The sequence below is a fragment of the Catalinimonas alkaloidigena genome, assembly GCF_029504655.1.
Lineage (GTDB): Bacteria > Bacteroidota > Bacteroidia > Cytophagales > Cyclobacteriaceae > Catalinimonas > Catalinimonas alkaloidigena.
This window is the reverse complement of the sequence record NZ_JAQFIL010000001.1, coordinates 1,280,123-1,306,724: the sequence shown is the minus strand read 5'-3', so window position 1 is coordinate 1,306,724 and position 26,602 is coordinate 1,280,123. Positions and strand designations below refer to the sequence as shown.

Genomic DNA, 26,602 nt, shown 5'->3' with positions numbered 1-26,602 from the left:
GAATAAAAAATGTCCAGTCGCAAAACTATAAAAAAAATTGAGTTTCCAGACTTTGTGTTAGTTATCGAATTCAGAATTGGCTACGGTAAATTTTATCACTGCATTTCTTAGAATCTTTGACTTTCTAAATACCATGATATCATTTCAATTTCTCCGGTATCTTTTCATCAGGATATTCTTCATGGAAGCCGGTCCAGTACTCTTTTACAGTATTTTTCATATCCTTACTTAGCAGCAATATACCCAGCAGGTTGGGCAGGGTCATCAGGGCAATGGCGATGCCTGAGAGGGTCCAGATGATGGTAGTATCAGCAAAGGAAGCCAGGAAAAAGCCTACCACATAGAAAATACGAAAGATGTTGACATACTTTACGCCAAACAAATAAGTGGTAGCCCGGTCACCGTAGTAGGACCATGAAATGGCGGTAGAAAAAGCGAATAACAAGAGACCGATAGAGATGATGTATTGACCATAGCTGCCCAGATAGGAACGGGTAAAGGCTTCAGCAGTTAGCGGTGCGCTGTGGACCAGTGACTCTCCCCGCATCTCTACACCTAGATTCTCCTCTTTCTCAAAATCAAGCTTACCATAACTAATATTGATCTCGCCACTAAATGGCTTACCATTCTGATACACTTCAATATTTTCGGCAACTGAGCGGGCATGCACTACCGTCACATCACTTTGTATTTCACCATTTTGTACCTGTAATTGACCATCAAAAAGCATCCACTTCGTCTCCTCTTACCAGTAAACCATAGAGCTTATCCAGGTCAGCTTCATTACTTTCCTCCAGGCTTCCGTTAATAATAAGCAAGTCTGCACTCTCAAAACGGTTGAGCATCTTATCATCCCATACCCCCGAAGTCAGGATCACCAATCCCGTAATACTACAGATGATGATGGTGTCAATAAAGGGTTCCAGAATTGCTACCAGACCTTCTGAAACCGGCTCATGGGCACGGGCAGCAGCGTGTGCAATCGGTGCTGATCCCTGGCCTGCTTCATTAGAAAACAAACCCCGGTTTACCCCCCGATTGAATGCATAAGCAATACTGGCTCCCAGGAACCCTCCGGTTGCGGCAGTACCGGTAAACAGATCGGAGAAGATGGCGGAAAAGGCCGAAGGGATCTCTCCTATATTATAAAAAATTACCGCCAACGCACCCAGGACATAAACAGTTGCCATGAAGGGCACCAAACGCTCAGTCACCTTGGCAATTCTGGTAATGCCTCCGATGATCACAAAACCAAGTAGAATCGCCAGCACGGCTCCTGTCAGCATCTGGTTGATTCCAAAAGTAGCATACATGGAAGTGGAAATACTATTGATCTGGGGCATATTACCTGTTCCGAATGAAGAAAGGATCGTAGCTACAGCGAATATGACAGCCAGCCAACGATAGTTAAGCTTGTTCTTCATGTAGTACATAGGTCCACCGGCGATTCTGCCCTCTTCGTCTACTTCACGATATTTGTGAGAAAGTGTCACCTCCACAAACTTGGTAGTCATACCCAAGAAAGCAGTGACCACCATCCAGAAGATGGCAGGAGGACCACCCAGGTGGATGGCATAAGCTACCCCGGCGATGTTACCGGTTCCTACCGTACCCGATAGTGCTGTAGTAAGTGCCTGAAAGTGTGATGTATCACCCTCATCGCCTTCCTTATCATATTTCCCTCTTACTGAGCGGAGCGCATGACCAAAATAACGTATCTGAGGGAATTTAAGATAGATCGTAAAAAAAAGCCCGGTACCTAAAAGTACAAAGACAAACCACTGGCCTCCACCGATATAGCCATCAATGGTGCTTAAGAAATCGTTTAACTCTTGCATGAAATGGTGTTATGGTTCTTAGTATTATGATTTTATGGTCGCCCGTGGAGCGATGTTATGGATCGCACTTATTTTTTTTCAAAATTTTATTATATATTTTATCATTACAACAGAAGAAAGTTTTACACTTTGATGTAAAACTATCACACTGCACTATTAGAACATTGCACCATTTCATTCCCAGCTACGACTGATCAGGCTGCCTCGTTCTTTGTCATTGACGATTTTGAGGTATACATCTATCTCCTGCTGCAACTCTTCCACATGGGAAATGATGCCTACTATTCTTTGCTCCTGGCGCAAAGATTTAAGCGTATCAAAGACTAGCCTGAGCGATTCTTTATCCAACGAACCGAAGCCTTCATCAAGGAAAAAGAAACTCTGCTCCGCCTGATTGAGCGTTTTTACATTTTCTGCCAGCGCCAAAGCCAGGCACAATGCTGCCTGAAAAGTTTGTCCACCGGATAAGGTTTTGAGTAAGCGGGTTTTGCCGTTATTAAGAAAATCCCTGACGATAAATTCTCCATCTTCGTTAAGCTCCAGACTAAGGTTGTTGCGGGTGAGCTTCATAAATCGCTCATTAGCAGTACGGCAAAGATTATCCAAATATACGGAAGATACGTACCTTACAAAGCCACTCCCCTTAAATAGCGATGCCAGTTCCTTTAAATTACCTTCCCTGATAAGTAGCTTTTCCTGCTTATTCTGGAGCTGTAGACTATTTTGCAGTCGCTCTTCCATCCGTTTAAGCTGCTCACCTGTCACAGCCAATTGCTCCTGTAATTGTTGTACTTTTTGCTTTTCTTCCTCTTTTTTTTGTACTAACCCTTCATGCTCCTCCTTCAAATAAGTCTTTCCTTCCGCTTCTTTACGCAGCTTTTGCAGCTGGTCTTCCTGACTACTAAGTCGGGTATTGTAGGATTGTATCTGTCGCTGCTCTTCTTCTACATCCAGCTTCAGGCTAAGCAATTGATGTACCTGAGCCAGGCTTTCAAAGTTTTTTTCTTTACAGAGGGTCTCTATTTCAGCATTTAGTTTTTGTTGTTTTTGTTCCTGTTGCTCCAGCCTCTCTTTTTCGGTGTCTGCTTTGCTTTGTGTGCCATGCAGTTCTTTTTCACACTCATTAAAGTTTTTCACCGCATGATTATACTTCTCAGCCGCCTCTTCTACCTGGCGCTGCCCTCTTTCCAGGCTTTCTTTGAGTACGGGCAACTCATAATTTTTCCAGCCCTCGTAATTGTACACTCTGAGTAAGGAGAGATGGTTGTCAATGCTGGTTTTTAGCGCATGTTCTTTTTGCTGGTGTGCTCTCAGTTGCTCCTGAACCAACTGATACTTCTGCTCTAGTTCGGGAAGTTGCTTCTTTCTCTGTTGAATGTGCTGACGTAGCTCATGCGCTTTTTTATCCAATACTTCCAGCTTCTGGATAAATTCATTGATGTCTTCAATGTCATATCCTTTGAATTTCTCCCAGTGAAACTGCTGCTGATGCTGTCCTATCTTTTTCTGCACATCTTCAAGTTCGGTTTTGGCTTTTTGCATTAGCGTGGCCGTACTTTTAAAGTCACTTTCCAATTGCATAATATCATCATTGAGCTGCCTTAGCTGATGCTCCTCTTGCTGTAAAACCTTTTGCTGTTCTTCATGAGATTGTAATTCCTCATGTATTGAGTCGTCATGTGCTGCCTGTGGATGGTGCTCAGAGCCGCAGAGCGGACAGGCTTTTCCTTCTATTAGATTATCAGCATAGATTGCCAACTTCTCCTTGATTTGTAGCTCTCGCATCTTTTCAGCGGCTTTAGCCTGCTTTTCTTGGTTATGCTTGAGCTGCTCACGAATCAGTACTTTCAGCGCATCAATATCCGGAGCTGCTTTAGCCCAGCTAAAACTTTCAATGCGCTGAGCTTTTTTAGCTCTCAACTCATCAATCTGAGCAATATACTGTTTGTGATAATCTTCACAGGATTGTTTTTCTCTTAACAGCCGGCTTTGTTGTAGATGCCAGTGGTATATATCATGAAGCGTAGATCTGAAACGCAACTTAGTATCCATCTCATCCAGTTGCTTCTCCTCCAGAACAAGCTCTTGTTTATTTTGCGCTACAGACTGCTCAATGGCTTTGACATTTCTTTGGAGCTTAGCTAATTGTTCTGTTTCGTGCATTAACTCGTCTTTGAACTCTCTAACCTTGATCACATATTCCAGATCCTGGCACTTGAGAATATCCGTTTCGCGCTGCTCATATGCTTTTTGTCGTATTTGTAATTCTTCGAGCGCTGAAGCTAGTCTTATTTTTTGCTCATCTATCTGTGCCAGTAGGTGCTTACGTTTCTCTTTGACAGCATGAACTTCTTCCTGCGTCTCTATCTGTAGCTGAAACCTTTCTTTGAAATACGTATATGCACGGTTGTAATTCCTAAGCTGCTGTTCTTTCTGAGCAAAATGAGTTTTTTGTTCATGAAGCTTCTTTATTTCTTCTTCAGCAATACGGATATCACTGAACAGTTTGTGAAGGGCATCCTGCGCCTGACATTTTCTTTCTATCTCATTTGCTTCATTCGCTGCTGACTTAAGTTTGGTAGCCAGCACATTTTGCTTTTGCTTTATTTCTCTGATTTCTTCTTCACTCACTCCACCTATCTCAGCTAACCTTGCCTGGATCTCAGTAAGCTCGGTTTTATTTCTACTCTGCAGGATTTTAACCTTGCTACCCAACTCATATTGGCCCAGGTTAAATAATTCCTTTAGCATTTGGGTCCGTTGGGCAGCGCCCTGATCTACAAACTCCCTGAACTTACCCTGCGGTATGATTACGGTTTGCATGAAGTGCTCGTAATTCATACCTAGCAACTGGGATGCATCCTTGACCGCAATCGGCAGCCAGTTGCCTTCTTCATCCTTATAGTAGTTGCGATCTCGTACTACTACCTGGTCATAGTTGTTTCGATTACGACCTGCCCTAAAATAAAAACGATAAACTGACTTACTGTTGACTTCGGCCCTGAAGGTAAAATCAATTTCTATCTCATCACTCTGTAAGTTGAGCATGTTATAGTAGCGGTTATCTTTTAAATTGAGACGGTCGCTACGGTCAAAAAGCACAAATATTATGGCTTCCAGTATAGAAGATTTGCCACAGCCAACTGCGCCAAAAATTCCAAACAATTGAGAAGAAGTTAATCTACCAAAATCAATCGTTTGTGGTTCACGGTAAGAATAGAGTCCTTTTAGCGTAAGCTTCTCTGGAATCATTGTTTATCCCCTTTCATCCTCATCTTCATCAGTTTCCAATATTTCATTGAATAAGTCCATCAGCTCATCTGAAGGTTGCTGCCCTTTTTTATGAACAAAAAAATCTTTGAAGAGGAGACGGATGTCCTGCTGCAAATTTACCTTCGTTTTTATTTTTTGCTCTTCCTGTAAGTGAAGCTCCGGGATAATGCTTACGATGCCATCGTGCGCATCATAAAGCGCTTTTTTTGTTTCACTTTCTATATATGTATCACTGACGAAAGTCAGCTCTACAAAAGTATCAGGGTTTTCTCTCAGCCAGCTTACTGCCTCTTCTTTAGATTTAAAGGTCTTTCTGACCAGTTTTCTTCCTTTTTGCAGAGAAACTTTTTGGGTTGCTACCGGCTGTCCGGGTTCAGCTTCAATCAACACCACATACTTTTGCTGATGGGCTTCACTAAAGCTATAGCCTAGAGGACTGCTGCTATAAATGACAGGGCAGCTGGTGCCTCCTACATGCTGATACCGGTGCAAATGGCCCAGGGCAACATATTGCATTTGTTGAGGAATATCTTCAGTAAAGATAGCCTGTGCGCCCCCCATATGTAGAATAGGTTTTTCATCTTCCGGCTCCTGGGGTGCCTCGCCTCCCCTTTGCATAAAATAAAGATGCGCCATTAACAAATTAACACCTTTATCATCACAATACCGATCAGCCATCTCCTGCCAGCTTTTTCTCAATATGTTGCGTAAAGCTTCTTCTTTATCATCGGTGCCTAAATACTGGCGCAGTATCACCTCATTGGCATAGGGGGTAAGCAGCAGGCGTAGGGTATAATCGTAGTCAGGGAGTTTTAATGCTACAAAACCTTCGTCTGCATGCATTAATCTGAGGCCTTTTCGGGTCTCAAATGGGCGAATTTGTGTGGATGGTTTTCCATGGAAGATGATGCCTAACTCACGAGCCAGCGGATCCGGAGCTTCTACCCTGTCAGGAGAGTCATGATTACCGGCAATTGCCACCACAGCCCGGCGGCCATCGTCAGCGAGGCGATGAATTATTTTGTAAAACAGCTCTACCGCTTCGTTTCCGGGGTTGAAAGTATCAAACAAATCACCTGCAATGAGAACCGCATCTACCTCCTCCCTTTCCGCGATCTCGCAAATTTCTTCCAGCACTTCTTTCTGCTCTTCCAGGCGCATGTAATCACCCAGACGCTTTCCCAGGTGCCAATCGGCAGTGTGTAGCAATTTCATCGCCTAAAAATAAGAAAGGGGATTCAGGCTGTCAAGAAAAGAAAAAGGGATCACAACATATACTCCCTGAAGCGCCTGTTGCTAGTATGAAAAAGCCCAATATTCAACATCTTGTTTGTGAATATCAGGCTGTACGATCAAAGTATGCTTACTATCGTAAATTTACATTTACTTCCATATTTCCACTGGTAGCCTTGGTAAGTGGACAATTTCTATATGCATCATCCAGCAGTTTTTGAGCCTTTTCTCTGTCTACCTCAGGTATTACTACATCCATGTCCAAAGAGAAGCGCAGGTCACCTTTTTCTACCTGTACAGCATTTACCTTAGCACTTACTTCAGTGTTACTGATCTCAACCTGATGTAACTTTGCGATATGATACAGTGTACCTTCCAGGCAGGCAGCATAGCTCGCGGCGAAAAGTTGCTCAGGTGTACTTCCCTTTGGTTGGTCAGCCTGAGTGCCTGTAGGCATATAAACATCTATGTCTAAAGCGTTATCTTCCGAAGAAATGTGCCCATATAGCCCTCCTTTGGAAGTAACTTTGCTTGAATAAATCGTATTCATAGTTTAAAAAGTTTTGATTTACAATGTGTACCAATACAAGGTAAATCATAGCATTTTTGTTTAAATAGATACAGATTTACTTACACAGATTAAAAGGTGTGTAATAGTTATAGCGGTTAGGAGCATAAAAATTATGGCTCTGAATTTTGACCTTTTATTACTTTCCTCTCCCCAAATGATTGCAATGCTTCCTGAAACCCATAGTAAGCAGGCTTATTTTGCCGGTTTGCGTCAAATAGGGTAGGGAAATTATCCGCATGCCAGGAGTTGCCATCATCCGATCCCCACATCATTATTGCGCGGCAGCGAGGCTGTGACAAACAAGCGGTTACCACATCAAAATACGCTTTACGCTGGAGTTCGTAAGAAGATTCAGAAGTGTCCGGTATCTGAATATCCATTTCTGTAATGTAAATATCTACCCCCAGTGTCTCATACCTTTTCATATTTTCTTTGAAGCCATTGATTGAGAAGGTATCTCCTTTCGCATTGAGCAAGCTTCCGTCTTCGTCCACTTTTAAATGTAGCTGAAAGCCGACACCATCAATAGGCACTGAGCGATTTTTTAGATCTTCTACCATCTCATAGCAAATTTCCGTGTGTTTTTCTCCCAGAGCAGCATTTTGATTTTCGTTGATGATCTTCACTGACTCAGGATCATTTACTTCTGCCCGCTCAAAAGCCAGGCGAATGAAGACAGGGATATGGTCATCTGTATTTGACATAGGCTCCATACCTATTTTCTTTAAACCCATATTTGCTCCCCAGTGCCATCTTCCAAAATGCCCTTCCGCATTCAAAGATTCATTCACCACATCCCAGATATCTATTTTTCCCCTGTAATGAGCCACCACTTTGTCTATATGGCTTTCTAAGAGTTTTTGCTGAGATGCAGCATTCGTATCCTTCACCCACCAGCCTGGCATGTATGTATTACGACCAAGTAGATGGGCTGCATGGATTTTAACACCACCCTGCATTGCATGTATGGCCGATACTATCTGATCGGTACGTTCCAGAGAAAATACACCCTTGATAGGCTGCAGGTTTTTCGGTGAAAAGCTGGCTCCACCCGTATGAATATTGAATTCCCTTTCTATTAACTTTCTGCGAGCATTATTCAAAGGGTTGTCAGTAGCAAAATCCCCCCACCCTGTTTGACAACCTATAAGTAAGTCATGCTGATCAGCGAGTTCTCTGAGATGCTGAGCTGAGCCCACGTGAATTAAAGAAAAACAAGCAAGAGCGGCTATACTTACAATTTTCCGGCATCCTGATGAATTAAAGTTTTTTCTCATAGGTCTTTGCGCATTAAACTCAAAAAGTTCTTTGCTATTGCGTTTGGCAAATACAATTAAGTAATCCTGCCTCTCAAAAAAAAGTATCAGGAAGGAAGTAGGAAGCAAAAAAATAAAGCCTGTAAATCAAAGACTTACAGGCTTAAGTACCTGGAGCCGGAGTCGAACCGGCACGGGTGTTACCCCATTGGTGTTTGAGACCAACGCGTCTACCAATTCCGCCATCCAGGCTTAAAGGTTTGCAAAATTATGTATGTATGCATAAATAACAAAGGTTGCCGGATATTTTTTCCTACTATCGTTCAAAACGGATATGAACCGGACTGTCAAATGCTAATCCTAGCAGCACTGAGGCACTTCCGTGATTGATGCTAATTTCTAAAAGTCCCTGATGATTAAAAAATAAAGCACATTCTCCATAATCTACATCAAAATAATTTTGTTGTATTTCGCTAAAATGTTCTCTGCCTACAGTGATTTCATAGTTGATATCTTTACTCAGTACATCAAAAGTATAGCGATCAATATTGGTGATGAGATTCCCATAATTATCTACATGAATGATGTTTCCGGATATCATCTTTTTATTGGCTTTCAGTTGTCGAGGAATCTTACGATTCATGCTATTGACAACTTGCCCGATTTCCTCCAGCTTTTTGCCTGAGGCAATGGCAGCAACAGCAGGCGCCAGTATATCTTTGGCAGCAAAAGTAGAAGAAGTATTAGCAGATAGACGCACGATTTTCTGTGGTTCCTGCTCACTTAACAGGCTGATGATGCCATTATCTGCACTAACAAAAAAATGATTATCCAGTTGTACAGCAATATATTCTTCTGCGAAAGAAGAAGCACCTACTGCTATCAAATGGACAGTATTTTGAGGAAAATCCCTATATACTGAACGTAGTATAAATGATGCATGTGAAAGGTCAAAACTGTCGATCTGATGGCTAATATCAACTATCTGAAGAGAAGAGTCACTCGTATAAAGCTTAGCCTTGACCGCAGCGATATAATAATCGGTCAGACCAAAATCTGACATAAATGTGATCAGCGGCATGGAAACGGTCTAAAAATTTCTCTAATTTTAGGTAGCAAAAGTAAACATTATTCAAGACATTAATCGTTAGATAGATAAATTATTCAACAAGACCCTTGAGCATTTGGTAGAAAAAGTTATTACACTAGAAAACATTTCACTTTTAGATTTTCTGGGAGTGGAAAATAAAAACATTAAAAAGATTTCCAACGCTTTTCCTGAAAGTAAAATTGTGTCTCGTGGTAATGAGATATTGATACAGGGAAGCACTCCAGAAATTATCAAAATCAATGATATCCTGAATTCACTGCTGACGCATTACCACAAATATGGAAAGCTCACTGAAGAGAGCGTACAGTTACTAATCAATAGTGAAAACAAACCGGACTTTATTGCGACAGACGATGATATTCTTATCTACGGAACGCGTGGAGCAGTAATAAAGCCCAAAACACCTAATCAGAAATCACTGGTGGAGTCAGCAGCCCAAAATGATCTGGTTTTTGCGATTGGTCCTGCCGGTACCGGAAAAACTTATATTTCAGTGGCTCTGGCAGTCAAAGCCTTAAAAAATAAGCGGGTTAAAAAAATTATCATTACCCGTCCGGCAGTAGAGGCAGGTGAAAACCTGGGTTTTCTTCCCGGAGACCTTAAAGAAAAGATAGACCCCTATCTTCGCCCCATTTACGACGCGCTATTTGACATGGTGCCTAGCGAAAAACTAAAGTTCTACGAAGAAAATAAGGTAATTGAGATTGCTCCGCTGGCCTATATGCGAGGACGTACCTTACAGAATGCATTTATTCTGCTGGATGAAGCGCAAAACACTACTCCTATGCAGATCAAGATGTTTCTTACGCGTATGGGGCCAAATTCCAAGGTGATTGTAACCGGGGACCGTTCACAGATCGACTTGCCTAAAAATCATAAGTCCGGACTTATTGAAACGCTGGAAGTATTGAAAGGCGTAAAGGGAATAGGTTTTGTTGAACTTGGTGGAGAGGATGTAGTACGACATAAATTGGTGAAAGATATCATTGAAGCTTATGAACGAGCTGATAACCTTCAGATTAATGAATAATTTTTCACCAGGCGGTTTTATTTATTACATTATCAATTAATCAGATTTACATTGACCAGAGTCAGAAAAGTAGTTAATGAGGAAGAGCTTGAGCAGGCGTTCAAAATCAGAGAAGAAGTTTTTATTAAAGAACAGGAAGTAAACCCCGAAGAGGAGTTTGATGAGTTTGAAAACAGTTCAACCCACTTCCTGGCTTTTGATAAAGATGGCAATCCGTGTGGAACAGGCCGCTGGAGAGTAACCGAACATGGCATTAAGCTGGAAAGGTTTGCAGTACTAAGTTCCTGTCGGATGACAGGTGTTGGGCAAAGTATTGTAAAAGCTGTATTAAGCGATATTGAAAATGACCCTAATGTCAGTCAGCAAAAAATATATATGCATGCCCAGACTGCTGCTATTGATTTTTACAAAAAGTTTGGTTTTGAAGTGGTAGGAAATGAATTCGTAGAATGTGGTATCAAACACTTTACGATGGAAAAATAAAAAAGAGATTAGCATTAATCCCTTTTTTATTTTGCTGACATACTATAGTCACCTATTCTTTCATAGAAATTGTTGGAATTCCTTCCACAATACCTAACTCTTTTGCCGCCAGGAAGCGTTCTGCATCCAATGCTGCCATGCAGCCAGTACCTGCTGCAGTAACTGCCTGACGATAAATATGATCCTGCGCATCACCTGAAGCAAATACACCCTCTACATTGGTTCTGGCGCTTCCCGGAACAGTCTTGATGTAGCCACTTTCATCCATATTAATATAATCCTTGAAAATGGATGTATTGGGCTCGTGACCAATCGCTACAAAGAAACCCTGAACAGGAATCTCTTTTTTCTCCCCGGTCTGATTGTTTACTATACGCATAGCTTCCACCTCTTCTTCACCAAGAATCTCTTCAGTTTCTGTATTCCATAGTATTTCAATATTCTCAGCATTTTCAACACGTTGTTGCATGATCGCAGAAGCTCTCATTTCATCTCGTCTCACTAGCATGTACACTTTCTTGCAAAGTTTTGAGAGATAACTGGCTTCTTCCGCAGCCGTGTCACCGCCCCCTACTACAGCTACTTCCTGTCCACGGAAAAAGAAGCCGTCACAAACAGCACAGGCTGAAACTCCTCTACCATTCAGCCTTTCTTCAGAATGCAAGCCTAACCATTTGGCAGAAGCACCGGTAGCAATGATTACAGCATTTGCTTCAACCTCATGCTGCTCATCTATAATAACTTTATGAGGATAGGAAGAAAAATCTACCGATGTGGCTAGCCCATTACGAATGTCTGTGCCGAAACGTTCTGCCTGCTTCTGGAAATCTATCATCATCTGCGGTCCCATAATTCCTTCAGGATAGCCAGGGTAGTTTTCTACATCTGTAGTGATTGTCAACTGTCCTCCGGGCTGGTCACCATGATAAAGTACAGGGTTAAGATTGGCTCGAGATGCATAAATAGCAGCAGTATAACCTGCAGGACCAGATCCCAATATCAATAAGTTGACTTTTTCTTTCGTCATTTCTTCTTAATTAGTTTGTATATATAAAAATATAGATATTCGTTTATTAATACGACTGGCTTACGGACAAAGTTATCGCTTTCCTGTAAAACAGAAAAGGTCTCCTGTAAGAGACCTTCTAAAATTTTAAAGATGAAATATCTTAGCCTAAATAAGGTTTCAGGGCCTTACTACGAGAGGTGTGACGTAGACGACGAATCGCTTTTTCTTTAATTTGTCTTACGCGCTCACGGGTCAGGTTGAACCTTTCGCCAATTTCTTCCAATGTCATGGCATGTTCTCCATTGAGGCCAAAATAAAGGGTAATTACATCTGCTTCACGTTGTGTGAGGGTTGAAAGAGCCCTTTGAACCTCTCTACGTAGAGAGTCATTCATTAGTGATGAATCAGGAGTCTCTTCAGTGTCATTTTCCAGTACATCAAGTAGACTGTTTTCCTCACCCTGCACAAAGGGAGCATCCATAGAAACGTGTCTTCCCGAGATTTTCATAGTGTCTACCACCTCATTAGTAGTCACTTCCAATACATCAGCGAGTTCATCCGGAGAAGGTTCTCTCTCATATTTTTGCTCAAGTTCGGAAAATGTTTTCGAGATCTTGTTGAGTGATCCTACACGGTTGAGTGGTAATCTTACAATCCTGGATTGTTCAGCCAGGGCTTGAAGGATAGATTGGCGAATCCACCAGACAGCATAAGAAATAAACTTAAAACCACGCGTTTCATCAAACCTTTGTGCGGCTTTGATTAGGCCCAGATTACCTTCGTTAATAAGGTCCCCTAAAGTTAAACCTTGATTCTGATACTGTTTTGCTACTGACACGACAAACCTTAGATTGGCTTTAGTAAGCTTTTCAAGCGCAAGTTGGTCACCTGACCGTATTCTCTTTGCCAGGTCTACTTCTTCATCTGGCGTAAGCAAATCAACTTTTCCAATCTCTTGCAGGTATTTGTCCAGCGACTGACTTTCCCTATTAGTAATCTGTTTACTAATCTTTAGTTGTCTCATTCACTTAGGGTTTGAGTGATTTTTGTGATGTACAAGCATGCAACAAGCATAGGTGATTTGTTAGTTCCTTAAGGACGTAGGATATCAAACTAATATGCTACTTTTTCTAAAAACCAATGAAATGCTGCAATTTCTGTGCTATTGCTTTTTTTCTGGTTTTGGGAGAAGTACCTTTCTTGACAAACGATACTTTCCAGTCTTTTTATCTACATCTACCAGCTTAACTCTTACTTCCTCTCCTACTTCCATTACCCCATCCATACTTTCAACGCGCTCCCACTTAATTTCTGATATATGTAGCAGACCGTCTTTACCAGGCATAAACTCAACGAATGCACCAAATGGCATAATTGACTTCACAGTACCATCATAAGTTTCACCTACGGTAGGTACAGCAACGATCGCTTTTACTCGAGAAAGTGCTTTGTTCATATCCTGCTCATCGGAAGCAAATATGTTTACATGCCCTTTGTCACCCACTTCTTCGATAACTATAGTTGTGTTGGTTTCTTTTTGAATTTCCTGTACTACCTTACCACCGGGGCCTATTAAGGCACCAATCATGTCTCGCTCAATTTTAAGAGATGCCGAGCGTGGAGCATTTGGTTTAAGACTTTCGTTGGGAGCTGAAATGGTTTTGTCCATCTCATTTAAGATATGCAGTCGCCCTTGATTGGCTTGCTTCAGTGCCTCTTCCAATACTTGGAATGAAAGTCCGTCTATTTTGATATCCATCTGGCAGGCAGTAATACCTTTGCTCGTACCAGCGACCTTGAAGTCCATATCGCCCAAGTGATCTTCATCACCTAAAATATCAGATAATACGGCATATTTCCCTGATTCATTATCCGTAATTAGGCCCATGGCAATACCTGATACTGAAGCAGTTATGGGTATACCAGTATCCATAAGTGCCAGCGATCCTGCACATACAGTAGCCATTGATGAAGAGCCGTTGGATTCTAGAATATCTGATACGACTCTAATGGTGTAAGGATTATCCTCATCTTTAGGTAAAACTTTTTTCAGTGCTCTAAAAGCAAGGTTTCCATGACCAATTTCGCGTCGGCCAGGACCACGGTTGGGTCTAACCTCACCTGTAGAAAAGGCAGGAAAGTTATAATGTAGAATAAACTTATTACTTCCCGAAACCATAGCACCATCAATCATCTGCTCATCCAGTTTGGTACCTAAAGTTACTGTGGTAAGTGACTGCGTTTCTCCTCTGGTAAAAACCGCTGAGCCATGTGCAGTAGGTAGGTATCCTACTTCTGAGAAAATAGGACGAACCTCATCTAATTTACGTCCATCCAATCTTTTCTGTTCGTCTAGTACCAGGTTGCGGGCAGCTTTTTTCTGGATCTCTCCAAAATACTTGCTTACCAGTCCTAAATCTATTTCGTGCTCTTCAGGCAGACTTTCGGTATAGCTGTCTTTAATTTCTTTAAAACGCTCTCTGCGCACATCCTTACTGGGTATACCTTCTGCATAGATAGCATATACCTGGTCATAATATTTTTCAAAAAGCTCTTTCTTTAACTCCTCATCATGCACTTCATGCTCATACTCACGCTTGTTGGGGTTAAGTTGATCGGAAAGCTCTTTTTGAGCCTGGCACTGAATTTTAATAGCCTCATGTGCAGCATTGATAGCTTCTAGCATTTCAGCTTCACTCACCTCGTTCATCTCCCCCTCTACCATGATAATATTTTTGCTGGATCCAGCAACTATCATATCAAGCTCAGCTTCTTCAGTTTGCTGGGCATTTGGGTTAATTATATAAGCACCATTAAATTTTACTACCCTAACTTCTGAAATTGGTTCACCAAAAGGTATATCAGAAACCGCGATTGCTGAAGATGCAGCCAGCGCTGCCAGTGCATCAGGCATCACTTCTTTGTCAGCTGAGATCAGGTTAATATTTACCTGCACTTCAGCATGAAAATCCTCAGGAAAAATGGGGCGCAAAGCCCTGTCAACCAGTCGGCTTACCAGAATTTCATGTTCAGAGAGCCTTCCTTCCCGCTTGATAAATCCCCCAGGAATTCTACCTGCAGCGGCAAATTTTTCCTGATAATCTACTGATAAAGGAAGAAAATCTACGCCCTCTCTGGCTTCACGGTTAGCTACCACAGTAGCGAGCAACATCGTATCGCCCATACGTACTACTACGGCCCCATCAGCCTGTCTTGCCAATTTACCTGTTTCTATGGTAATCGTTCTGCCGTCAGCAAGTGTAATTTCTTTTGTAATTGCGTTAAGGTGCATATCTAAAATCTAAATTTCTAAAAGTGATTCCATCTAGTGAAGATGATAACTACGGTAAGCTGAAATGGTTAAAAACCGCTTGGCAAGCTAAAAAAGAGTTATCAACAAAAGATAAGAAAAAAAAAAGGGAACGAATGGAATGCAGAAGGGGAATCGTTCAAAGATTCCCCAGATGTTATTATTTTCTCAGATTCAAATCAGCTAAAGTTGCTCTATAACGCTCAATATCATTTGCTTGAAGATACTCGAGCAGTCTTCTTCTCTTACCTACCAACTTCAATAAACCCAGACGAGAAGAGTGATCTTTCTTGTTAATTTTAAGGTGCTCAGTCAGGTGATTAATCCTGTGCGTAAAAAGCGCTATTTGAGATTCAGGAGAGCCAGTGTCAGTCTTCGACTTATCAATGCCGTGCTTTTCAAATATCTCCTGCTTTTTTTCATTGGTTAAATACATGCCTATATAAAGTATGGTTCTTCAAAAATTTGCACAAAGGTAGAGACTATTAAGTATTTTTTCAAAATAGCCCGCAATTTAATATTATTTTTTTTTATGCATAATAAACTGCCCCTTCTTTTAACTAGTTCAGATAAACGTATTTATCTTTTCCGGCATACTTTTACTGCAAAGAGACTTTTTTGCGAACCAACTGAAACCTTTTGCTCAGTTTATCCAGCCAAACTTTATAAAAGTCTGGTTCTAATATACGCGTATCCAGCCTTGCCTGAAGCATAAACAGAATGCCAAAAGGCAACAGTACAATATTTGGAAACCACACCGCGACTTCCGCATCCATCAACAGTTCATCCGCCCATTTCCTGCTCATTTCAGTCAGCACATAAAAAGCAATAAAAAAGCAAATAGAAATCAACACCGGAAAGCCTAAGCCCCCTTTTTTGATAATAGCTCCCAAAGGTGCTCCTATCAAAAACATGATAATACAAGATATAGCCTGGGCAATTTTTTTGCGGCTTTCGTATAGATCTTTATTAACCTCCCGTTCAAGTTTCTGAATTTTGGAAGTATTTATTTGTAATGTATTATTGATTGTTTTGCTTTGGTTTAATGCCTTGGCAATTACAGAGCTGTATTCTGTATCTGAAATAAAGGTATCAGCCCGCTGAATAAGACTTGAATCTACTACGCTTGGGATATATTTTTCTTTTTTAAGTGGGCTGCCGCTATTTCTTAGCCTTTGCTGTCTAGCCTGTTCTTTTACCTGACGAAGCATACGCTGACGGGCAGAATTAGAAACTTCGTTCATTTCCTGTTGATGGCGTTCAATACTCACACGGAGACTATCATCTGCTATTGTGTCAGTTTCGTAAGTAAGCAAACTGGTATCACTTTCAGCCATCGCCAATGCTTTCTGGCGAATATTCTCAGGCATAAGGGAATCATAACGTAAATGGTACGTATAGAATGTGGGAGAGCTTACAAATGCCTGATATTCTATGGCTAGTTTCTCTCCTGAAAGTGAGTCTATAGCTGTAGCGAGTTCCCCCATGGTTTTCATTCTTCTATGCTGAGCAAAGTATTCTTCTTTTGTTCTCTGCATATCAAAAGAAGCGAGACTGAACACCATTGTAGTAGCCTCAAAACTATTGCGTGTAAAGCGGGTGTCATTGCTCACGCTCCCCCTCGTTCCCGGCATATTTTCTTCAGAGTAACGATTTCCATTATACAACTCAAGTTTTAGAAAACGATCGTTATTTACGGTATACATACGTCCGGAGTCGGCCAGGATCACGTTTTTATTACCCAGGCCGTTTCGGTGGTCGTAAATGATAATTTCCTTTAGCGTTTCCCCGTCTGGGTATTTTTTATTTACCTTAATCTCATATTGGGGTATACCACCATAAAAAACTCCCTCACGAATATCTAAGGCTGGTTTTTTCTGCTTGATATCATAAAGTAAGCTATATGCTTTGAGGTTAGCCTTTGGAACTACGTAATTATTGGAAAGGAAGCCTAGAAATGATATCAATAGCACAAAAAAGAAAAGAGGTTTTACCGCACGGGTCAAAGAAATCCCTGCACCTTTGATCGCAGTCAGCTCAAAATGTTCTCCCATGTTCCCGAACGTCATCAAGGATGACAAAAGTACTGCCAATGGCAAGGCTACAGGGGTCATATTAATGCTAAAATACATGATGAGTTCGGCAAAAACGTCCATTCCTAAATCTTTGCCTACAAAATCATCAAAGTACTTGAGCATATACTGCGTCAGCAGTATAAAGACTACCACCACAAAGGTGAGCAGAAATGGCCCAACAAATGACGATATGATAAATTTATCGAGTTTTTTCATTCTTATCATTTAACGCAAGAAGTTGCGCAAATATTCACTTTGCAAAAGATTTGGCAAAGAAAAGATAAAACCCAGGTGTAATTTTATTACCCACCTACTATTTCCTTAAGGCTGTCGGTAAGCTGCTGCCAAATTTCATGGAGTTCCTCTGAGTCATCAGAAGTAGCAGTATCAGTAATGCGCATAAATACTGTACCCGTAAGCTCATTGGAATCTAGGTCTATTTCAATGAAAGGAGAATCAGTTAATCCATTACTCGTATTATTTGCAGCTCCTTCTTCACCATCTAAAAACTCAAACTTAATTGACTTATTCAAACGTTGAGAAGCAATGCGAGCTTTATGTTGCTCTTCATCCCAAAAGAATATAAGCACTTTGTCATCATTGACTATAACATCATCAGCAAACCACTGTGCCAATCCCCCTGGGGTGTTCAGATAAGGATAAAGCATTTTTTGAGATGCTTTAAATTCAAATTCGGCCGTAAAATGGTCATTTTCCATATAGAATACGGTTATAGGCCTGTCTTGCGCAGATACGCCTTTATGCAATGTATAATTATTTTATTAGACCAACAACCAAAATTTATTTACCAGACAAATTTTTATCCTTAAGAAACTTGTACTTAAAATGTAAGTTCGTAATTTTGCAACTCATTTCGCAACAGGTAGCATACACATTAGCAATTCAGCTTTATTGTTATGCTGCTGAAAGTGAATGATACCGTATGGCGAGGTAGCTCAGATGGTTAGAGCGCAGGATTCATAACCCTGAGGTCACGGGTTCGATTCCCGTCTTCGCTACTACCCTTGAATAAGACAGATCAGTAATTGATCTGTCTTTTTTTATGCAATTTTTTCAGGATCAGTAGAGCATGAAACTCATACTTCAGCTCTCTCTTAATTTTGTCATTCCCCGGACTTTTTAAATGAGCCTAATCTGCTTACCTTATCCAAAATAAAACACCATGACCGCTATTAAAATTACGTTTGAAAACCCACAAGGCCAGGAACTATCTGCCCGTTTAGAGAAACCTGCCAATGGTCATCCCAAGGCGTATGCTATTCTTGCACACTGTTTTACCTGTGGAAAAAACCTTACTGCTATTAGCAACATCAGCCGCGCATTGGTGCAAAGGGGGTTTGCGGTGCTCCGCTTTGATTTTACAGGCCTGGGTGAAAGTGAAGGGGATTTCGCTGATACTAACTTCTCCTCTAACATTCAGGACTTGATAACTGCATCTGATTATTTGAATGAAAACTACGAAGCACCAAAATTACTGGTAGGCCATTCTCTGGGAGGTACTGCGGTACTAATTGCCAGCTTACACATTAAATCAGCAGAAGCACTTGTTACCATTGGCTCTCCCTCTTCTCCTACTCATGTCACAAAACTTTTTCGTGAAGATAAAGCTGTCATCGAAAGAGAAGGTAAGGCCGAAGTAGATATTGGAGGGCGACCATTTCTTATAAAAAAGCAATTTCTTGATGATATAAGTAAGTTCCAAGAAGGCCATGAGTTAAAAAATATCAGAAAGCCTTTATTAATTATGCATTCGCCAATTGACAACATTGTTTCTATTGACAATGCGTCTGACATTTACAGACATACATTCCACCCCAAATCATTTGTTTCCTTAGATCAGGCTGACCATTTACTTACTAATAAGGAAGATTCCTTATATGCAGGAAGTATGATTGCAAGCTGGGTGAGTCGCTACATCCGAACACAAAACGCTAGCCGTTTAACCTCTGATAAGCAGGTAGTCGCCAGAACCCAGGAAAGCTTCGTCACTGAGATTATGACTGATGAGCACGCGCTTATTGCAGATGAACCAATTGATGCAGGAGGAAGCGATCTAGGGCCCTCTCCTTACGAATTGTTGTCTGCTAGCTTGGGAGCCTGTACGGGTATGACACTCAGGATGTATGCTGATCATAAAAAATGGCCGCTCAGAGAAGTTAGAGTACACTTGCAACATCAGAAAATTCATTCAAAAGACTGTGAAGCTTGCGAAGATGACGCAAAAAAAATAGATCAGATTGAAAGAGTAATTGAATTAGAAGGAGATCTCAGTAGAAAGCAAAAAGAGAGATTGATAGAAATCGCGAACAAATGCCCGGTTCATAAAACTCTGCATACTCCAACTGAGGTTGTTACCAAACTAAGGGAACGCTAAAATTTATTTATTCTTTTTCCTGCCTTTTTTAAAGCTCTTACCTTTTCCTTTTCCAAAAGAGCCGGGGTTATAAGCAGGTCCATCACCGATATAATCGGGTAATTTTGCTTTAGTGATCTCTTTTTCTATCAGACTTTCAATCTGACTAAAAGAACGCTGTTCTTTAGGTCCTACAAACGTAAAAGCAGCTCCTTTTTTATCAGCGCGAGCTGTTCTCCCTACACGATGCACGTAATCCTCAGCGTCATTTGGAACATCATAATTGATAACAAGCTCAATTCCCTCAACATCAATCCCTCTGGACAGAATATCCGTAGCGACAAGCACCTGTATCTGTTTATTACGAAACTTGCGCATAATCTCTTCTCTTTCACTTTGTTCTAGATCAGAGTGAATGGCAGAAATTTGATAATCAAGTTTGTCTAATGCCTTACTAATTTCTTTTACAGTTACTTTACGAGCGCAAAAAACGATAAGTGAGCCTATTTTTTTAGCTTTTAGCAGGTGTTCAAGTAATGGTAGTTTTTGATTATCATACAATATAAAAGCTGCTTGGAGTATTCCTGATGCGGTTTTGGAGATGGCAATGTTGATCTCTTCAGGATCTACTTGAACATTTTTAGCCAACTGCCTTATTTTTGGAGGCATAGTCGCTGAAAACATCAATGTCTGTTTTTTCTCGGGCAGGTAGCTGGCAATACGCATAATATCTTCATAGAAACCCATATCCAGCATGCGATCAGCTTCATCCAATATAAAATGCCGAAGGTGCTTCAGGTCAACATAACCTAGATTTAAATGAGACATCAACTTACCTGGCGTTGCAACAATGATACCTGTACCTTTCTTAAGAGCTGATTTCTGCCTGTCAAAAGTAGCCCCATCACTTCCACCGTATATAGTAATTGAACTTACAGACGTAAAATATGAAAACCCCTCAAGCTGTTGATCAATCTGAACAGCTAACTCACGTGTGGGAACAATTATTAGGGAGCTTATATATTCTGTCGGCTGCATAACCAGATCGTTAAGGATGGGTAAAAGGTATGCCGCCGTTTTTCCTGTACCTGTTTGTGCACAGGCAATTACGTCTTTTCCTGATAATATGGGAGGGATGGCTTGTTGCTGAACAGGTGTTGGTTCTTCAAAACCCATCGCACTTATTCCTTCCTGAAGTTCAGCTTGAAATTTAAAATTCTTGAAACTCAAATTTTCTGATTAATTGGTATTTTTTAAAACTTTGATTTTACAGTTCAACAAATATATAAAAAAAAATACGGCTATTTTCGCTATTGTAGAGCGAAGCAACCGTATCTTCCAATTAATCTTTTGAATTACACTAGTATAACTTAATTACTCTCTCTTTCCTGAGCCAATTTGAGTAATTTTCCTATAATGACTTCTGTTGGCGCTTCTCTTTTGTGGTCTTCCTGAATCACTTGAATAAAATCATCAACGAATTCTTTTTTCAATCCTAGTGTAGATGCTAGTCTTTTGCAGATTTCCAGTTCATTGACATGCACCTCACCATCTATCATCATCATACAAACTAAATGATGTAAATGATCAAATCGCTCACGGTCATTTACCGGAGGTTCATACTCAAATGCCTGAGGATTATCTTTTATAAGTTTTACTTCTTCTTCCGAAATATTATATCTCTGAGCCATAGACAGTAAATAATCTATCTCCATTCCATCAAATGACCCGTCGGAGGCAGCAACAGCAAAAAGATTACTCAGGTGACCCTTAGCTCTTTTTTTCTTTTTGCCAGTAAGAAGTTCTAGGATACTCATAGATAATTTTTATTTTTTATAAATATTATTATAACAAATATAGTAATATATTGTTTTATTAATAATAAATATTCATAAAATGAATTTTATGGTTGTTTTATTTATAGAACACGGAAATAATTTCACATAAAGCTTCACATTTTACATATGTGCATTACAGTCATATGGGTCTGCATTACCCATATAAAAAATTGTAAAACAGCTAACACAACAAAAAAACATGATTTACTGAAACTTATCTTTTAGAAAAGTATCACTTTCTTACTCAGGAGGGATAATATTAAATAAAAAGAATTGCTCTGAACCTATGGCCAAACTCTCTTTGCTATTTGTACGGAAGTCAACACACAAATACTGTCAACAGGTAGGGATATAAAATACACATGTACTGTTCAAAGGCATAGCCCTCACTTTACTGCATAGTGCATTTTTCAACATGCAGATGTGATAAAGCTTCTCTCTTCAAGGCAAAGAACACCAGCCTATTCTACTCGTATCATACTAAAAAGAAAGCCTATAATTCTTATTATTCGTTCTTTTGAGTCTTTTATCGCGCCTATTTTTTCACGAACTTTGAAAGTTGATTAACTTTGGAGTTTGTTAAAATGAGGTGTTATTGACTTCAATAATAGCACTTGTTTTAGTTTATGTTTTTCATATTTACTGGAAAAGCGTTCTTAATTGTTATCCTTGGGTAGCAAACTCCTGATAGAACAAACTATAAAAGAGAAAAATATATGTTTGATAGTTTAAGTACACGATTAGATAGGGCATTTAAAACTCTCAAGGGGCAGGGGGCCATTACTGAAGTAAACGTAGCCACCACCGTAAAAGAAATACGAAGGGCTCTTATTGATGCCGACGTTAATTTTAAGGTAGCTAAAGAAGTCACTGATTCCATTAAAGAAAAGGCAATTGGCCGCAAAGTGTTAATCTCTGTTTCTCCCGGACAGTTACTTACCAAAATTGTAGAGGAGGAGCTGACTGACCTGATGGGTGGCTCCCAGAGTAGTATTGAAGTGAGTGGCGAACCCGCTATTATATTAATTTCTGGTTTGCAAGGTTCTGGAAAAACTACTTTTTCGGGTAAGCTCGCGAATCACTTAAAAAAACAAAATCGCGAAGTATTGCTTACTGCCTGTGATGTATATCGCCCCGCCGCCATTGATCAGTTAAAAGTACTAGGTGAGCAGGTAGGTGTTGAGGTTTATGCAGATAAGGATACAAAAGACCCCTTAAAAATAGCTCAGGATGCTATTGCTTATGCTAAGCAGAATCACAAAAAAATCGTGATTGTAGATACTGCCGGGCGTTTGGCTATTGATGAGGCAATGATGAATGAAATTTCCTCTCTCAAGCAAACATTAAAGCCTTCCGAGACACTTTTTGTGGTTGACTCCATGACTGGTCAGGATGCGGTTAATACTGCCAAAGCCTTTGATGAGCAGATTGATTTTGATGGTGTAGTATTGACTAAACTTGATGGAGATACAAGAGGCGGTGCTGCTCTTTCCATCAGAAAGGTAGTAGAGAAGCCTATCAAGTTTGTGAGTAATGGTGAAAAAATGGACGCTATTGACATTTTTTACCCGGACCGTATGGCTCGCCGTATTTTGGACATGGGTGACGTTACTACATTGGTGGAGAAAGCTCAGCAGGCTTTTGATGAAGAAGAAGCAGAGCGTCTAAACAAAAAGATCCGCAAAAATCAATTTGATTTTGACGACTTTCTATCTCAACTTCAGCAAATCAAAAAGATGGGTAACATCAAAGACTTATTGGGTTTGCTGCCTGGGATGAATAAAGCCCTTAAAAATATTGATATTGATGATGATTCCTTTAAGCCCATTGAAGCAATAATCCGATCAATGACCCTTGAAGAAAGAGGCACGCCCAGTGTAATTAATGGTAGCCGTAAAAAAAGGATAGCTAGTGGAAGTGGTACCTCTGTACAGGAAGTTAATAACCTGCTAAAGCAGTTTGAGGAAATGCGTAAAATGATGAAGAAAATGAATAAGATGGGCAAAAACAAAGGTTTAGCGAACATCAATCCATTTTCTTAAAAATTAAAGGTTAAAAAAAAACATAAAAAAAGAGCAGTTGTTAAGCTGCTCTTTTCTGCTTTTGTATATACGTAACAAGTCTAAGAGATGTACATAACATCTTTGCAAGCTTGCACAGTTTTTTTGGCATTTGGTAAAATTTCTTCAATCAAAGTTGGGGCATAAGGTAGAGGCACATCCCAGTTATTAATTCTTCTGATCGGAGCATCTAAATAATCAAAAGCATGACGTTGAATATGGTAAGTAATTTCGGATGATATAGCTCCCAAGGGCCATGCTTCTTCTACTATGACCAATCGGTTGGTTTTCTTAACAGAATCAACAACAGTTTGATAGTCAATCGGGCGAATTGTCATCAAATCTATGACTTCAGCATTTACATTATCTTTTGCCAGCTCTTCAGCCGATTCAAATGCAACTTTCATCATTTTTCCAAAAGAGACGATTGTAACATCACTGCCCTCACGAACTACCTCAGCCTTACCTAAAGGAAGTAAAAACTCATTATCTTCAGGAACATCACCCTTATCACCATACATCAACTCAGACTCCATGAAAATAACCGGGTCATTGTCGCGGACTGAAGCTTTCAACAAGCCTTTAGCCTGTTTGGGTGAGCTGGGAACTACAACTTTAAGTCCCGGCGTATTAGCATACCAGTTATCAAAGTTTTGAGAGTGTTGAGAGCTAAGCTGCCCCGCGTTACCAGTGGGACCACGGAATACTATAGGCACAGGCAATTGGCCACCTGACATTGACATCATTTTTGCAGCGCCATTGATTATCTGGTCAATAGCTACCAGCGAGAAATTGAATGTCATAAATTCAATTATCGGTCTTAGGCCGTTCATTGCGGCCCCAATACCAATACCGGTAAAGCCTAATTCTGCAATGGGTGTATCTATTACTCGCTCAGGCCCAAACTCGTCCAGCATTCCCTGACTGGCCTTATATGCGCCATTATATTCTGCTACTTCTTCACCCATCAGGAACACATTTTTATCCCTGCGCATTTCTTCTGACATGGCCTCCTGTACGGCCTCTCTGAATTGTATTTCTCTCATGCTTTATGCTTAGTTGTATAAAGAGCCTAAAATTAGTATTTCAACTACTAATTAACAAAATAACAAGTAGCTTGAAGGCATGAATATTAAGAAAAAAGCCTTCCTAACGCAGGAAGGCTTAATAAATTCATCACCAAATCTTAAACTTGAACTATTGAAGTGCTTCTCTGAATTGCTCAGATTCATTATAATTTACAAATTCAAGATCTGTAACTGCTTTTTCTCTCAGATCAGATGTAGCACTTACAGCATTACCTAAGGCTTCATAAACAGCACTTTCATTCTGAAGTCTGGCATTAGCTATCGCAATACCGTAGCTCGCTAATCCCATCTCGCTATCTTCGTTCAGCGCTTCTTCAAAGCTGGTAATCGCATTTTCATAGTTCTCAGAAAGCACCTGAGCTAAGCCTAAATTAAATAGGTTTACTGCACTTTCAGAAGCATTAGAAAGAGAAGAAACTGCCTGGTCGTACTCAGCTAGCATGATCTCTACCGCGCCTTTAATTCCGTTGATAGAAGCAGTAGCTCCCTGCATAGTAGGTTGCATGCCGCTGGCGCTAGAGATTTCATCCATTGCTTTCTCTTTGTTTCCTTGAAGCGCATAGATAATAGCAAGGTTAGCATGTGCTTCCGCATTATCATTCATACGTGCTGCGGTCTCAAGTTGAGTCTGAGCTTGTCCGAGATAGTCTTCCATTTGAGAGCTACTAGCTTCCATAGCCTGTTGCAAGTAAACTGCGCCGAGGTTATTATGAGCAACCCAACTGTTGTGCAACTCAATTGCTTTTTCGTAGATAGCAGCTTTCTCATCCAATGATGGCGTTAAAGTAGCACCATAAAGAAGTTCCTGCTCAGAAAGCGTATCAGATTTTACTGCATCTTCAGAAACCTGCTTTGAAAGCACAGAGATCTGAGATTCAGTTTTCTTTTCTTTTACTGTTAATACCTCTGTTTTGGCAGCTCTTAAATCAGGATACAATTCTCTGAATACTTCATTATAAGTAGGCAACTGATGCATCTGATCTTCTTTTTCCTCAAAAGAACCAGAACCATCAATTATATCATAATAAGCCTGCTTTTCAGACTGGTCTAAGCCATCATACTCCTGAAGAGCTTCTCTTAAGCCACTCCAGTCTTCTACTACTGGCTTCAGGATGAAGTTGATTTCATCGGCAGCATCAGAATAGTCGTAACGGTCCATTTGAGTTCTGTAATACTCCTCAATACGAGCGGCACGATCATTTGATAAGTTTTCGTTTACTCTTTCAGGTCCTTCAGGTGAGTGAGTACCTGTGATAGTAACTGAACGGGTCACATTTTTCTCAGCAATAAAGTTTCTGAATCTTTCACCGCGGTCGCTGCGCACTTCAGAAGGTCTCAGGTAAGAGCTACCTTGAGCAAAATAGAAGTTTACATAAGTTGGCTCTAATTCTTCTGCTGTATTGTATCCATGATCTGCATACAAAACGCCATCTAATCCTGAAGGGACTTGAACAAGTTGTGAAGTAGTAATTAAACCTTCAGCTACTTGTAACATAGGAGTTGAAGCAGTTTTACCTGAATTAGGATCTGATGCTACACCTTGTACCATAAGATATCCATCATCCATAGCTTCACCATCGTAAGCAAAAGAAAAAGATTCGGATTTTCTAGGCTGTTGTTCTGCTCCGTTAGGGAAATCCTCTGCACGGAACTCAATACTTCCTACTTCTACGCTATCAGTACCATATTTATAGAAAGTATTAACAGTGTAAACTTTCTCTTTTTTAAGCATTTTGACCGGTAGTACAGCTGACATTTCAAAATCAACCTGATCTGCATGAACTTCTAAAGGAGAAGGTTCCACAGTCAGTTCCTGATCTTCAGCCATCTTAACCATCTTTTTAAGGGAGTTACAGCCCGAAAAAGCGACCAAGCCAAGAAGTATAAAAGTAAATAGTAAATTTTTCACTTGATTCATAATTTAAAAGTTTGGTTAGTTGGTGATGCGAAATTATTAGGTTATTACCAATATTACAATTTTGGCGAAAAAATAGTTATTTTTGATAAGATTTGAACAAAATGATAACATTTTTGTTTAGTTTTTACCTATGAA

General features: G+C 40.3%; 21 protein-coding genes and 2 tRNA genes. 5 read left to right on the top strand and 18 right to left on the bottom strand.

The window, feature by feature from the left end; all coding sequences use genetic code 11:
* Positions 1 to 139 precede the first annotated feature (139 nt).
* The 8 genes from OKW21_RS05520 to OKW21_RS05485 all read right to left on the bottom strand — a co-directional run bounded on the left by OKW21_RS05520 (position 140) and on the right by OKW21_RS05485 (position 9,252).
* Complete coding sequence (locus tag OKW21_RS05520) at positions 140 to 730, bottom strand: alanine:cation symporter family protein (RefSeq protein WP_277478073.1); 591 nt, start codon at positions 728 to 730, stop codon at positions 140 to 142.
* A complete protein-coding gene (locus OKW21_RS05515) occupies positions 720 to 1,838 on the bottom strand; it encodes an alanine/glycine:cation symporter family protein (protein ID WP_277478071.1) in 1,119 nt (372 codons plus the stop codon). The genes OKW21_RS05520 and OKW21_RS05515 overlap by 11 nt, the downstream gene beginning before the upstream one ends.
* Positions 1,839 to 2,012: 174 nt before the next feature.
* Positions 2,013 to 5,090, bottom strand: coding sequence for an SbcC/MukB-like Walker B domain-containing protein (locus OKW21_RS05510; protein ID WP_277478069.1), 3,078 nt, complete (start codon positions 5,088 to 5,090; stop codon positions 2,013 to 2,015).
* Positions 5,091 to 5,093: 3 nt separating this feature from the next.
* Positions 5,094 to 6,326, bottom strand: coding sequence for a metallophosphoesterase family protein (locus OKW21_RS05505; protein ID WP_277478067.1), 1,233 nt, complete (start codon positions 6,324 to 6,326; stop codon positions 5,094 to 5,096).
* Between the two features lie 151 nt (positions 6,327 to 6,477).
* Complete coding sequence (locus OKW21_RS05500) at positions 6,478 to 6,894, bottom strand: Ohr family peroxiredoxin (protein WP_277478065.1); 417 nt, start codon at positions 6,892 to 6,894, stop codon at positions 6,478 to 6,480.
* 131 nt (positions 6,895 to 7,025) lie between these two features.
* Positions 7,026 to 8,192, bottom strand: a complete 1,167-nt coding sequence (locus OKW21_RS05495; RefSeq protein WP_277478063.1) for an endo-1,4-beta-xylanase — start codon at positions 8,190 to 8,192, stop codon at positions 7,026 to 7,028.
* 147 nt (positions 8,193 to 8,339) lie between these two features.
* Positions 8,340 to 8,423 (bottom strand) — tRNA-Leu (locus tag OKW21_RS05490).
* A 64-nt stretch (positions 8,424 to 8,487) separates the two neighbouring features.
* The gene (locus tag OKW21_RS05485) at positions 8,488 to 9,252 is read right to left on the bottom strand and encodes an SAM hydrolase/SAM-dependent halogenase family protein (RefSeq protein WP_277478061.1); all 765 of its coding nucleotides are present in this window, start codon (positions 9,250 to 9,252) and stop codon (positions 8,488 to 8,490) included.
* A gap of 103 nt (positions 9,253 to 9,355) precedes the next feature.
* Between OKW21_RS05485 and OKW21_RS05480 the strand changes: the two genes are divergently transcribed.
* On the top strand, positions 9,356 to 10,312 hold the full coding sequence (locus tag OKW21_RS05480; protein WP_277478060.1) for a PhoH family protein: 957 nt from the start codon (positions 9,356 to 9,358) through the stop codon (positions 10,310 to 10,312).
* Positions 10,313 to 10,363: 51 nt separating this feature from the next.
* Positions 10,364 to 10,795 carry a GNAT family N-acetyltransferase gene (locus tag OKW21_RS05475; protein ID WP_277478058.1) on the top strand — a complete coding sequence of 144 codons (432 nt, stop codon included), beginning with the start codon at positions 10,364 to 10,366 and terminating at the stop codon, positions 10,793 to 10,795.
* A gap of 52 nt (positions 10,796 to 10,847) precedes the next feature.
* Here OKW21_RS05475 and trxB read toward each other — a convergent pair whose 3' ends face one another.
* The 6 genes from trxB to OKW21_RS05445 all read right to left on the bottom strand — a co-directional run bounded on the left by trxB (position 10,848) and on the right by OKW21_RS05445 (position 17,908).
* The gene (trxB, locus tag OKW21_RS05470; protein ID WP_277478056.1) at positions 10,848 to 11,822 is read right to left on the bottom strand and encodes a thioredoxin-disulfide reductase; all 975 of its coding nucleotides are present in this window, start codon (positions 11,820 to 11,822) and stop codon (positions 10,848 to 10,850) included.
* Between the two features lie 142 nt (positions 11,823 to 11,964).
* The gene (locus OKW21_RS05465) at positions 11,965 to 12,828 is read right to left on the bottom strand and encodes a sigma-70 family RNA polymerase sigma factor (RefSeq protein WP_277478054.1); all 864 of its coding nucleotides are present in this window, start codon (positions 12,826 to 12,828) and stop codon (positions 11,965 to 11,967) included.
* A 138-nt stretch (positions 12,829 to 12,966) separates the two neighbouring features.
* Positions 12,967 to 15,096 carry a polyribonucleotide nucleotidyltransferase gene (gene pnp, locus OKW21_RS05460; RefSeq protein ID WP_277478052.1) on the bottom strand — a complete coding sequence of 710 codons (2,130 nt, stop codon included), beginning with the start codon at positions 15,094 to 15,096 and terminating at the stop codon, positions 12,967 to 12,969.
* A 178-nt stretch (positions 15,097 to 15,274) separates the two neighbouring features.
* Positions 15,275 to 15,550 carry a 30S ribosomal protein S15 gene (gene rpsO / locus OKW21_RS05455; RefSeq protein ID WP_277478050.1) on the bottom strand — a complete coding sequence of 92 codons (276 nt, stop codon included), beginning with the start codon at positions 15,548 to 15,550 and terminating at the stop codon, positions 15,275 to 15,277.
* 163 nt (positions 15,551 to 15,713) lie between these two features.
* Positions 15,714 to 17,405 (bottom strand): LptF/LptG family permease, encoded by a 1,692-nt coding sequence (locus tag OKW21_RS05450; protein ID WP_277478048.1) that lies wholly within the window; start codon positions 17,403 to 17,405, stop codon positions 15,714 to 15,716.
* An 86-nt stretch (positions 17,406 to 17,491) separates the two neighbouring features.
* Positions 17,492 to 17,908: an START-like domain-containing protein gene (locus tag OKW21_RS05445; protein ID WP_277478046.1), complete on the bottom strand. Its 417-nt coding sequence runs from the start codon at positions 17,906 to 17,908 to the stop codon at positions 17,492 to 17,494.
* A gap of 226 nt (positions 17,909 to 18,134) precedes the next feature.
* On the opposite strand from OKW21_RS05445, the gene OKW21_RS05440 reads away from it, so the two are divergent.
* A tRNA-Met gene (locus OKW21_RS05440) sits at positions 18,135 to 18,208 on the top strand.
* A 164-nt stretch (positions 18,209 to 18,372) separates the two neighbouring features.
* Complete coding sequence (locus OKW21_RS05435; RefSeq protein WP_277478044.1) at positions 18,373 to 19,584, top strand: bifunctional alpha/beta hydrolase/OsmC family protein; 1,212 nt, start codon at positions 18,373 to 18,375, stop codon at positions 19,582 to 19,584.
* Positions 19,585 to 19,587: 3 nt separating this feature from the next.
* Here OKW21_RS05435 and OKW21_RS05430 read toward each other — a convergent pair whose 3' ends face one another.
* Both OKW21_RS05430 and OKW21_RS05425 read right to left on the bottom strand, forming a co-directional pair.
* Positions 19,588 to 20,793, bottom strand: a complete 1,206-nt coding sequence (locus OKW21_RS05430) for a DEAD/DEAH box helicase (RefSeq protein WP_277478042.1) — start codon at positions 20,791 to 20,793, stop codon at positions 19,588 to 19,590.
* Between the two features lie 140 nt (positions 20,794 to 20,933).
* The gene (locus OKW21_RS05425) at positions 20,934 to 21,380 is read right to left on the bottom strand and encodes a tellurite resistance TerB family protein (protein ID WP_277478041.1); all 447 of its coding nucleotides are present in this window, start codon (positions 21,378 to 21,380) and stop codon (positions 20,934 to 20,936) included.
* Positions 21,381 to 22,117: 737 nt separating this feature from the next.
* Here OKW21_RS05425 and ffh point away from each other — a divergent pair.
* Positions 22,118 to 23,443: a signal recognition particle protein gene (ffh, locus tag OKW21_RS05420; protein ID WP_277478039.1), complete on the top strand. Its 1,326-nt coding sequence runs from the start codon at positions 22,118 to 22,120 to the stop codon at positions 23,441 to 23,443.
* Between the two features lie 80 nt (positions 23,444 to 23,523).
* Here ffh and OKW21_RS05415 read toward each other — a convergent pair whose 3' ends face one another.
* Together OKW21_RS05415 and OKW21_RS05410 are read right to left on the bottom strand one after the other, a co-directional pair.
* Positions 23,524 to 24,507, bottom strand: a complete 984-nt coding sequence (locus OKW21_RS05415) for a pyruvate dehydrogenase complex E1 component subunit beta (RefSeq protein ID WP_277478037.1) — start codon at positions 24,505 to 24,507, stop codon at positions 23,524 to 23,526.
* A gap of 151 nt (positions 24,508 to 24,658) precedes the next feature.
* Positions 24,659 to 26,467, bottom strand: coding sequence for a tetratricopeptide repeat protein (locus OKW21_RS05410; RefSeq protein WP_277478035.1), 1,809 nt, complete (start codon positions 26,465 to 26,467; stop codon positions 24,659 to 24,661).
* Between the last annotated feature and the right edge of the window lie 135 nt (positions 26,468 to 26,602).

Bases quoted from the DNA above. Each gene is read 5' to 3' on its own strand.
- OKW21_RS05520 (WP_277478073.1), bottom strand. From the start codon at position 730: ATGCTTTTTGATGGTCAATTACAGGTACAAAATGGTGAAATACAAAGT.
- OKW21_RS05515 (WP_277478071.1), bottom strand. From the start codon at position 1,838: ATGCAAGAGTTAAACGATTTCTTAAGCACCATTGATGGCTATATCGGT.
- OKW21_RS05510 (WP_277478069.1), bottom strand. From the start codon at position 5,090: ATGATTCCAGAGAAGCTTACGCTAAAAGGACTCTATTCTTACCGTGAA.
- OKW21_RS05505 (WP_277478067.1), bottom strand. From the start codon at position 6,326: ATGAAATTGCTACACACTGCCGATTGGCACCTGGGAAAGCGTCTGGGT.
- OKW21_RS05500 (WP_277478065.1), bottom strand. From the start codon at position 6,894: ATGAATACGATTTATTCAAGCAAAGTTACTTCCAAAGGAGGGCTATAT.
- OKW21_RS05495 (WP_277478063.1), bottom strand. From the start codon at position 8,192: ATGAGAAAAAACTTTAATTCATCAGGATGCCGGAAAATTGTAAGTATA.
- OKW21_RS05485 (WP_277478061.1), bottom strand. From the start codon at position 9,252: ATGCCGCTGATCACATTTATGTCAGATTTTGGTCTGACCGATTATTAT.
- trxB (WP_277478056.1), bottom strand. From the start codon at position 11,822: ATGACGAAAGAAAAAGTCAACTTATTGATATTGGGATCTGGTCCTGCA.
- OKW21_RS05465 (WP_277478054.1), bottom strand. From the start codon at position 12,828: ATGAGACAACTAAAGATTAGTAAACAGATTACTAATAGGGAAAGTCAG.
- pnp (WP_277478052.1), bottom strand. From the start codon at position 15,096: ATGCACCTTAACGCAATTACAAAAGAAATTACACTTGCTGACGGCAGA.
- rpsO (WP_277478050.1), bottom strand. From the start codon at position 15,550: ATGTATTTAACCAATGAAAAAAAGCAGGAGATATTTGAAAAGCACGGC.
- OKW21_RS05450 (WP_277478048.1), bottom strand. From the start codon at position 17,405: ATGAAAAAACTCGATAAATTTATCATATCGTCATTTGTTGGGCCATTT.
- OKW21_RS05445 (WP_277478046.1), bottom strand. From the start codon at position 17,908: ATGGAAAATGACCATTTTACGGCCGAATTTGAATTTAAAGCATCTCAA.
- OKW21_RS05435 (WP_277478044.1), top strand. From the start codon at position 18,373: ATGACCGCTATTAAAATTACGTTTGAAAACCCACAAGGCCAGGAACTA.
- OKW21_RS05425 (WP_277478041.1), bottom strand. From the start codon at position 21,380: ATGAGTATCCTAGAACTTCTTACTGGCAAAAAGAAAAAAAGAGCTAAG.
- ffh (WP_277478039.1), top strand. From the start codon at position 22,118: ATGTTTGATAGTTTAAGTACACGATTAGATAGGGCATTTAAAACTCTC.
- OKW21_RS05415 (WP_277478037.1), bottom strand. From the start codon at position 24,507: ATGAGAGAAATACAATTCAGAGAGGCCGTACAGGAGGCCATGTCAGAA.
- OKW21_RS05410 (WP_277478035.1), bottom strand. From the start codon at position 26,467: ATGAATCAAGTGAAAAATTTACTATTTACTTTTATACTTCTTGGCTTG.